General features: G+C 65.7%; 1 protein-coding gene. It reads right to left on the bottom strand.

The genetic code is table 11. The annotated features are described in order from the left end of the window. Positions 1-645, bottom strand: a 645-nt coding sequence (locus ACLD7X_RS17780; protein WP_411425019.1) for a hypothetical protein, incomplete at both ends; no start/stop codon positions are given.

Genomic DNA, 645 nt, shown 5'->3' with positions numbered 1-645 from the left:
CAGCAGATGCCCAAGCGTCCACACGGCGACTTCCGCTGCCGGCCAGGCGAGAATGCCGCCGATGACGGCGGTGCGCACCATCGGTCCGTCCTGCTTGAGCAGACCAACCGTGATGCCCCACGCCATTGCGACGACGGTGACGAGCACCACCGCCCATCGCCACCAGGCGAACTCGCTCGCTGCTCCGATCCACAGAGCTCCGTCGGTGGTGAAGGTGGTTGCATCCATCGCCCAGGTGATGGCGTCCATCCCCCACGACAGCATCCCCACCGCGTAGTCCTCCTGGAGGGTGCACAGCGCATCACCGAACCCGCAGCTGAAGTCGATGCCGTACGGCTTTGGCGGCGCAGGCGCCCCCGCCAAGTACTCGTTCATCGCCGGACTGTTCACACACACTCGATGGCCGAGGTAGAGATCCCAGCCGGCCGGCGCGTCGTAGCAGGTCATGTTGGCGGTCGTGGCGAAGTCTTCACCGTCGCACCAGTTCACCGGGTCGCCGAAGCATTCCTCGACCTGTGTTCCGGCGCCCTGCTCCTGAATGCAGAACAGGGTGGCGCGAAGGTTGTAGATCCCGACCTGGCACTCCACGCCCGCCGTCGGAACACCCGTGCCCGCCCACACCACTGAAGGGATGACTCCGTTCAG

This window comes from Aphanothece microscopica RSMan92 (assembly GCF_046613545.2).
Taxonomy (GTDB): Bacteria; Cyanobacteriota; Cyanobacteriia; order PCC-6307; family Cyanobiaceae; genus NIES-981.
The sequence above is the reverse complement of the archived record's forward strand: the minus strand, read 5'-3'. Positions and strand labels throughout refer to the sequence as shown.